This is a genomic window from Henriciella sp., from assembly GCF_049649345.1.
Classification (GTDB): Bacteria; Pseudomonadota; Alphaproteobacteria; order Caulobacterales; family Hyphomonadaceae; genus Henriciella.
The window spans coordinates 1-7,072 of the sequence record NZ_JBARZC010000582.1; the positions used below are offsets into that span (position 1 = coordinate 1).

Sequence of the window (7,072 nt, forward strand, 5' to 3'; positions counted from 1 at the left end):
AGTACATGGTCTTCACCAGGCCGTTGAACTGGGCATCAAGCTCGGCGAGGCGGTTATTGTTGCGATCGAAGATCGTGACGTCGGCGCGCATGCCGACAGCGATCTCGGCGGCATTCGTGCCGGAGACGCCGCCGCCAATGATGACGACCTTGGCCGGCTGCACACCTGGCACACCGCCGAGCAGCAGCCCCCGGCCGCGCTTGGTGCGCATCAGTGCCCACGCAGCAACCTGCATCGACATACGGCCGGCCACCTGGCTCATCGGGCGCAGCAGCGGCAGGCCCCCGGAGGGCTCGGTAACAGTCTCATAAGCGATAGCCGTGCAGCCGGACTCGATCAGACCTTTGGCCTGGACAGGGTCTGGCGCGAGATGAAGATAGGTGAAGAGCGTGTGCTGAGGCGTCAGGCGGGCGGTCTCTTCCGGCTGCGGCTCTTTTACTTTCACGATCAGTTCGGCGGCCTTGAAGACAGCATCGGCGTCGGCAACGATGTCTGCACCGACTTTGGTGTAATCATCGTCGGCGAATCCAGACCCGAGGCCAGCGCCTTTCTGGATGTGAACCTGGTGCCCGGCATTGATCAGATCGCCAACGCTTTCAGGCGTCAGGCCAACGCGCGACTCCTGCTTCTTGATTTCAGTTGGGACACCAATGCGCATGACCACCTCCGCAGCTATAACCTTCGTAATATAGCGCCGCGGCTAGAGGGTTCTTGTCGCATTTGCAAGCCAATCCGGCAGACTGTTTCGCCTGCTTCAGGTTTTGAGGGAATAACCTGCCGACCTGACCGTACGGATCGGATCATCCCCGCCCTGGCTCATCAGCGCCTTGCGCAGCCGGCCGACATGAACATCGACCGTGCGAGCCTCGACATAGACATCGGAGCCCCACACCCCGTCGAGCAATTGTTCGCGCGAGAAGACACGCCCCGGATGCTGGATGAAATAGTCGAGCAGGCGATATTCGGTCGGTCCGAGATGGATGGTCTCGCCGGCCCGGTGCACGGTGTGCGTGGTGCGGTCGATCGTGATGTCGCCGACGGTGATCTTGTCCTCGATCAGGGCCGGGCGGATGCGCCGCAGCACGGCGCGCACGCGCGCCATAAGCTCCGTCGTCGAGAACGGCTTGGTGACATAATCGTCGGCCCCGGTATCGAGGCCTCGGATCCGGTCAGCCTCCTCAGACCGCGCCGTCAGCATGATCACCGGCAGGTTCGCCGTCTCAGGCTTGGAGCGGATACGGCGGCACACTTCGATGCCGGCCACTTTGGGAAGCATCCAGTCGAGCAGGACGAGGTCCGGCGCGCGTTCATCCAGAAGGATCATCGCTTCGTCCCCGTCCGGGGCAACCGACGTATCATAGCCTTCCCGTTCGAGATTGTAGCGAAGGAGTTCTGCGACCGCCTTGTCATCTTCGGCGATCATCACATACGGCTTCAAGCTGTGTCCCCCCCTTCGCGTTTGCGGGCATCGACATTTTCCTGCGTCGCGGTTTCGCCGGTCACCATGTAATAGACGGCCTTGGCGATATTGGTCGCATGATCACCAATCCGTTCGAGGTTCTTGGCCATGAAAATGAGGTGGGTGTTCGAGCCGATCTGGCGCGGGTCTTCCATCATATAGGTCAGCGTCTCGCGGAAGAGCGACATATAATGGTCGTCAATATCATCATCGAGGTCGAGGACGTTGATGGCGGCGGTGACATCCTGGCGCAGATAGCAGTCGAGTGCCGTCTGGAGCTGGTGGGAGACAGCCCGTGACATGCGCTCAATGCCTTTCACGGCGGCGCGGTTTTCATCGCCGTTCAGTTCGAGGCAGCGCTTGCCGATATTCTTGCAGAGGTCTCCGATCCGTTCGATGTCGCCGGCAAGTTTCATCGCGCCGAGCACGGCGCGAAGGTCTGCCGCCATCGGGTGGCGCAGCGCGATCAGGCGGATGATTGCCTTCTCGGCTTCGGCCTCGAGCTCGTCGATCTCCTGGTCGCGGTGGATGACCTGGCGGGCAAGCTCAAGGTCGTAGGTTGAGACCGCCCGGCTGGCATCATTGATCATGGATTCGGCCAGCCCGCCCATTCTCAGAAGGTTGGCGGAGAGGTGTTCAAGTTCGTCGGTAAAGGCAGTTACAATATGGTCAGACATTCTGGTCTCGTTCTTCGCGGCTTAGCCGTAGCGCCCTGTGATGTAGTCCTGGGTCTTGCCGTCGACGGGGTTGGTGAAGATTTGCTCTGTGTCGCCATACTCTATCAGCTTTCCGAGATGGAAGAAGGCCGTGCGCTGGGAAACCCGTGCGGCCTGCTGCATGGAGTGGGTCACGATGACGATACAGTAGCGCTCGCGAAGTTCGTCGATGAGCTCTTCGATGCGTGCCGTGGCGATGGGGTCCAGGGCCGAACAGGGCTCGTCCATCAGAATGACTTCGGGGCTGACAGCGATGGCGCGGGCAATACACAGCCGCTGTTGCTGGCCGCCCGACAGTCCTGTCCCGGGAGCGGGCAGGCGGTCTTTCACTTCTTCCCAGAGCCCGGCCTTGCGCAGCGAGGATTCGACGACCTCATCAAGCTCGCTCTTCGAAGAGGCGAGCCCGTGAATGCGCGGACCATAGGCGATATTGTCATAGATGGACTTCGGGAAAGGGTTCGGCTTCTGGAACACCATGCCGACACGCGAGCGCAAGAGGACCGGGTCGATCGAATGGTCGTTGATATCGGCGCCGTCCATATAGATCTTGCCGGTGACCTTGGCCGACTCGATGGTGTCATTCATCCGGTTCATGCAGCGCAGGAAGGTCGACTTGCCACAGCCGGACGGACCGATGAAGGAGGTCACGGCGCGGTCCTGGATCTCCAGCGAGATGTCGTAGATGGCCTGCTTGTCGCCGTAGAAGACGTCAATGTTGCGGCAATCGACCTTTGTCATGTCTGCCATATTCCCAGCCTGTTTCGTGCGTGCGGTTTCGGTGAAGTCTTCGACATTTCCGTCCATGACTACCATCTCCTTTCAAAGCGCCGGCGCAACACAATCGCGATCAGGTTCATCAGAACGAGAAACACGAGCAATACGATGAGCGCGGCGGCTGTCTGTGGTTCCCAGGCGCGCTCGGCCCCCGTCGACCATTTGTATATGAGCACGGGAAGAACCGTGGATTCGTCTGTCGGCCCATCCGGCACTTCTGCGACGAAGGCGACCATGCCGATGAGCAGGAGCGGCGCCGTCTCGCCGATCGCCCGGGCCATGCCGATGATCGCGCCTGTAAGAATGCCTGGCGCTGCGAGCGGCAGCACATGATGAAAGACCGATTGTGTCTTGGACGCCCCAACGCCGAGCGCTGCTGTGCGGATAGAAGGCGGCACCGATTTCAGGGCGGCGCGCGAGGCGATGATCACGGTTGGCAGCACAAGCAGGCCAAGCACCAGTCCGCCAACCAGCGGCACAGAGCGCGGCATGCCAAAGAAGTTGATAAAGACCGCAGCGCCAAGCAGTCCGAAGACGATGGAGGGGACAGCGGCGAGGTTGTTGATGTTGACTTCGATGAAGTCTGTCATCCGGTTCTTCGTCGCGAACTCTTCGAGATAGACGGCGGCGAAGATGCCAACCGGTATCGCCAGAAGAGCGGTGACGAGCATTGTCAGCAGCGAGCCCGCAATTGCGGCCGCTGTGCCGGCAAGTTCCGGATAAGTGCTGTCTGCATTGGTGAACAGCGTGGTGTTGAAGGATTTGTGGATGCGCCCGTCCTCCTTCAGCATCATGGTCCAGGCGATCTGCCGGTCGGTGACCGTGCGGTTGGATTGAGCCTGGGCGAGCACGATTGCAGACGCATCGTTGGAAGAGGTCGACACGGTGCGGTCGGAGGCGAGGTAGCTCAGGGAAAGCGTATCGCCGCTGATATCTGTCAGCCGGTACCAGACCGGCCCCAGCTGGATCAGCGCGACCGGCTCATTGTCAAACGAGCCTTCGCGATAGGCCTGAAGCGCCTCCGACAGCGCCTCCGCCCTGTCGACATCGGCGAGGCTCAGCGTAGCGGTCTCATCACCGCCGGCCAGCCGCGCCGCGCCGAGATCGATCTGCTTGCGCTCGGTCACGCCGCCTTTGAGGTAGAGGTCCACGGTATCGGCCACGGCAACGGAGAAGCTCTGCTCTGTTCCGATCGTATCCGGACTGTCGGCAGTCTCGCGGGCAATCGGCAGCACAGCGAGGCGGGTGAAGAGACCGTAGAGTTCGCGTGTCAGAGCAATGTCCGCATCCTCAGGCAGGAATTTCGATCTCAGTTCATCCTGAAGCAGAAGGTTGAAGCCGCTGACATTGCGGGCGATCGCGTCCGGGTCGCGCGCGCCGTCCGGATCGACCTGGGAGGCATCAAGCGTGACGTCGAACTCAAGCACATTGCGCTGGAAGGCAGAGGAGGCCTGGATGAAGATCGACACGAGCAGGGCGACAAGCGCGATGATGGCGATGCCGATCGCGGCCTGGCCATAGAATTTGAAGCGGGCTTCCGCTGCATGGCGCTTCTTGAGACGTTTCAGGGCAGCTTCAGTAACGAATGTGCCCTGCGCATCGGATGGAGGGGCAGGGCTATTCATATTTCTCTCTGTATTTCTGCACGACACGCAGAGCGATCAGGTTGAAGGCGAGGGTGACGATGAAGAGCACGAAACCGAGCGCGAAGGCAGACAGCGTTTTGGGTGAATCAAATTCGGTATCGCCGGTCAGCAGCGCGACGATCTGCACGGTGATCGTGGTCAGGTCAGAGGTCGGGTCGGGCGAGATCTGGGCGCGCTGACCCGCCGCCATGACAACGATCATGGTTTCGCCAATCGCGCGCGAAACCGCCAGCAGCAGGGCGGCGATCACACCGGGAAGGGCGGCCGGCATGACGACCTGTTTGACCGTTTCGGACTTTGTCGCCCCCATCGCATAGGCACCGTCGCGCAGCGTTTGCGGAACAGCGTTGATGACATCATCCGACAGGGAGGACACGAAGGGTATGATCATGATGCCCATGACCAGGCCAGCCGCGAGCGCGCTGGTCGGTTGGGCGGCGAGCAGTGTGTCGGGCGTAAACGGCAGACTGTTCACCCAGACGGCAAAACCGCGGACCACCGGAGCGACGAATTGCAGCGCGAAGAAGCCATAAACGACAGTCGGGATACCCGCGAGCAGTTCCAGGATTGGCTTCACGATGCTGCGGAATTGTGGCGAAGCGTACTCGGAAAGATAGATCGCAGACAGGAGCCCGATCGGCGCCGCAACCAGCATTGCGAGAAACGCAATCATGAACGTGCCGAAGAAGAGCGGAATGGCGCCGAAATCCGCACCGGTCTGCGCGTTCCATTCCGTTCCGAAGATGAAGCTCAGCACAGGGACGCGCGAAAAGAAGCGAAGCGCCTCGAAGAACAGGCTCGCGACGATGCCGAGCGTCGTGAGGATGGCGATGGCGGCGCAGAGGAAGAGGACGAGCTTTATGCCGTCCTCGACGCGGGCGCGGGCGCGGAAATCCACGCCGATCTTGCGGCGGGCATACGCAAAGCCTGCCACTGCGCCAAGAAGGGCCAGGCCGAGGGCGACAATACGTGAGAGGCCGAGAAGGTTGGTATACCGGCGGGTCGCCGCATCGAACAGCGCATTGCCCGTCGGTGCGGTGTCTGCGTGCGCTGAATTCTCCGCAAGACGGTCGAGATATTGGCCGACTTCAAGCTGGCCGAGATCCTGGATGCGTTGCGGCAATTCGCTCGCCAACTGCCCGCGCACCAGCATCTCTCCGAACAGCGCATAAAGCAGCAACATGATCGCGGCAGGAACAATGGTCGCGATGGCCAGGAAGTAGCCATGATAATTGGGCTGGGAGTTCAGCCGGATCGTGCTTCCGCGCGCCGTCGTCACCGCACTGGTTTTGCCTGCGAAGAAGGCAATGAATCCCGCTGCCGCCAGGACGGCGAAGAGGAGCCAAGCAATCGGGAGGTGACCAAACGTTTCAAGCATTGAGCGCGCGCGACTCCTGAACTTGCGGGCCTCATAGCGCGGCTGGTTGACACATATGTGACACATAGCCGGTCAAGCTGCTTTATTTGTGCACAAACCCCTCCGGCGTGAACGGGACGCGCGAGAGAGCGTCAACTCTCTTGCCGGTGACAGGATGTGCGAAGGCAAGCGCGTTTGCGTGAAGGCAGAGCCGTTCGCCGGGTTTGCCGGCTCCGTAGAGTTTGTCTCCGATGATCGGATGGCCGATGGCGGCGCAGTGGAGACGCAGCTGGTGCGTGCGGCCTGTGTGCGGCTTCAGTTCGATCAGGCTGCCGCCGTTCAGGGCCCGGCGCTTTTGCCAACTCGTTTGAGAGGGCTTGCCGGCCTTGTGGTCGATGCATCTGCGCGGGCGCTCGTCCCAGTTTCGCCCGATCGGCAGGTCGATCAGCCCTGTCTCACCGTCTGGCTCACCTTCCACCAACGCCTGATAGGTCTTCTCCACTTGGCGGTCTGCGAAAGCTTTGGAGAGGGCCCGGTGTGCGCCGGTGTTCCTTGCGAGGAGGGTCAGGCCCGACGTGTCCATGTCGAGCCGGTGCGGCGCCAGCAATTGGCCCCATTCTGGCTTGAGCAGGCTGATCAGGCACACCGACCGCGCCGCGCCGCGGCCGGGCACGCAGAGGAGGCCTGCCGGCTTGTTGGCGATCAGGATGTCGTCATCAACATGGACGATTTCGATGTCCAGGTCGGGATCAGGATTATAGTCGATCTCCGGGACCGGCTGCATCATGATCGGGCGGTGGCAGGCGTGACAGTCACTTCAGCGCGCGGCAGCCAGACACCGAAGGCTGCGCCATTGCCCTCCTCACTCGCCACGGCGAGCCCGCCGCGATGGCGCGCCATGATATGTTTGACGATGGCGAGGCCGAGGCCCGTTCCTTCGATCGATCCGCCGCGGCTTTCATCGGCGCGGTAGAACCGCTCGCCCAGCCGGGCAAGGTGACGCCGGGCGACGCCCTGGCCGGTATCCTCGACCCTGATCCACGTCGCAGGGGCCTCGGCCGAGGCTCTCGGCTGCAGCAGCGCCGCGCGGGTTGCATCGGCCGTCGTGCTCACTGCCTCA

8 protein-coding genes are annotated in these 7,072 nt (G+C 61.7%); all 8 read right to left on the reverse strand.

What is annotated here, in order from left to right; genetic code table 11:
* Positions 1-658 (reverse strand): alanine dehydrogenase (locus WA989_RS16065; protein ID WP_424341489.1); only part of this gene is annotated, 658 nt, incomplete at its 3' end.
* Between the two features lie 96 nt (positions 659-754).
* On the reverse strand, positions 755-1,438 hold the full coding sequence (gene phoB / locus WA989_RS16070) for a phosphate regulon transcriptional regulator PhoB (protein WP_424341490.1): 684 nt from the start codon (positions 1,436-1,438) through the stop codon (positions 755-757).
* Positions 1,435-2,136 carry a phosphate signaling complex protein PhoU gene (gene phoU / locus WA989_RS16075; protein WP_424341491.1) on the reverse strand — a complete coding sequence of 234 codons (702 nt, stop codon included), beginning with the start codon at positions 2,134-2,136 and terminating at the stop codon, positions 1,435-1,437. Before phoU ends, phoB begins: the two co-directional genes overlap by 4 nt.
* A gap of 21 nt (positions 2,137-2,157) precedes the next feature.
* On the reverse strand, positions 2,158-2,922 hold the full coding sequence (gene pstB, locus WA989_RS16080) for a phosphate ABC transporter ATP-binding protein PstB (RefSeq protein ID WP_424341496.1): 765 nt from the start codon (positions 2,920-2,922) through the stop codon (positions 2,158-2,160).
* 59 nt (positions 2,923-2,981) lie between these two features.
* Positions 2,982-4,574 (reverse strand): phosphate ABC transporter permease PstA, encoded by a 1,593-nt coding sequence (gene pstA / locus WA989_RS16085; RefSeq protein WP_424341492.1) that lies wholly within the window; start codon positions 4,572-4,574, stop codon positions 2,982-2,984.
* Positions 4,567-5,973 carry a phosphate ABC transporter permease subunit PstC gene (gene pstC, locus WA989_RS16090; RefSeq protein ID WP_424341493.1) on the reverse strand — a complete coding sequence of 469 codons (1,407 nt, stop codon included), beginning with the start codon at positions 5,971-5,973 and terminating at the stop codon, positions 4,567-4,569. Before pstC ends, pstA begins: the two co-directional genes overlap by 8 nt.
* 82 nt (positions 5,974-6,055) lie before the next feature.
* Positions 6,056-6,739 (reverse strand): RluA family pseudouridine synthase, encoded by a 684-nt coding sequence (locus WA989_RS16095; RefSeq protein WP_424341494.1) that lies wholly within the window; start codon positions 6,737-6,739, stop codon positions 6,056-6,058.
* Positions 6,736-7,072: ATP-binding protein (locus WA989_RS16100; RefSeq protein ID WP_424341495.1), on the reverse strand; the 337-nt coding region annotated here is incomplete at its 5' end. The genes WA989_RS16095 and WA989_RS16100, both read right to left, overlap by 4 nt.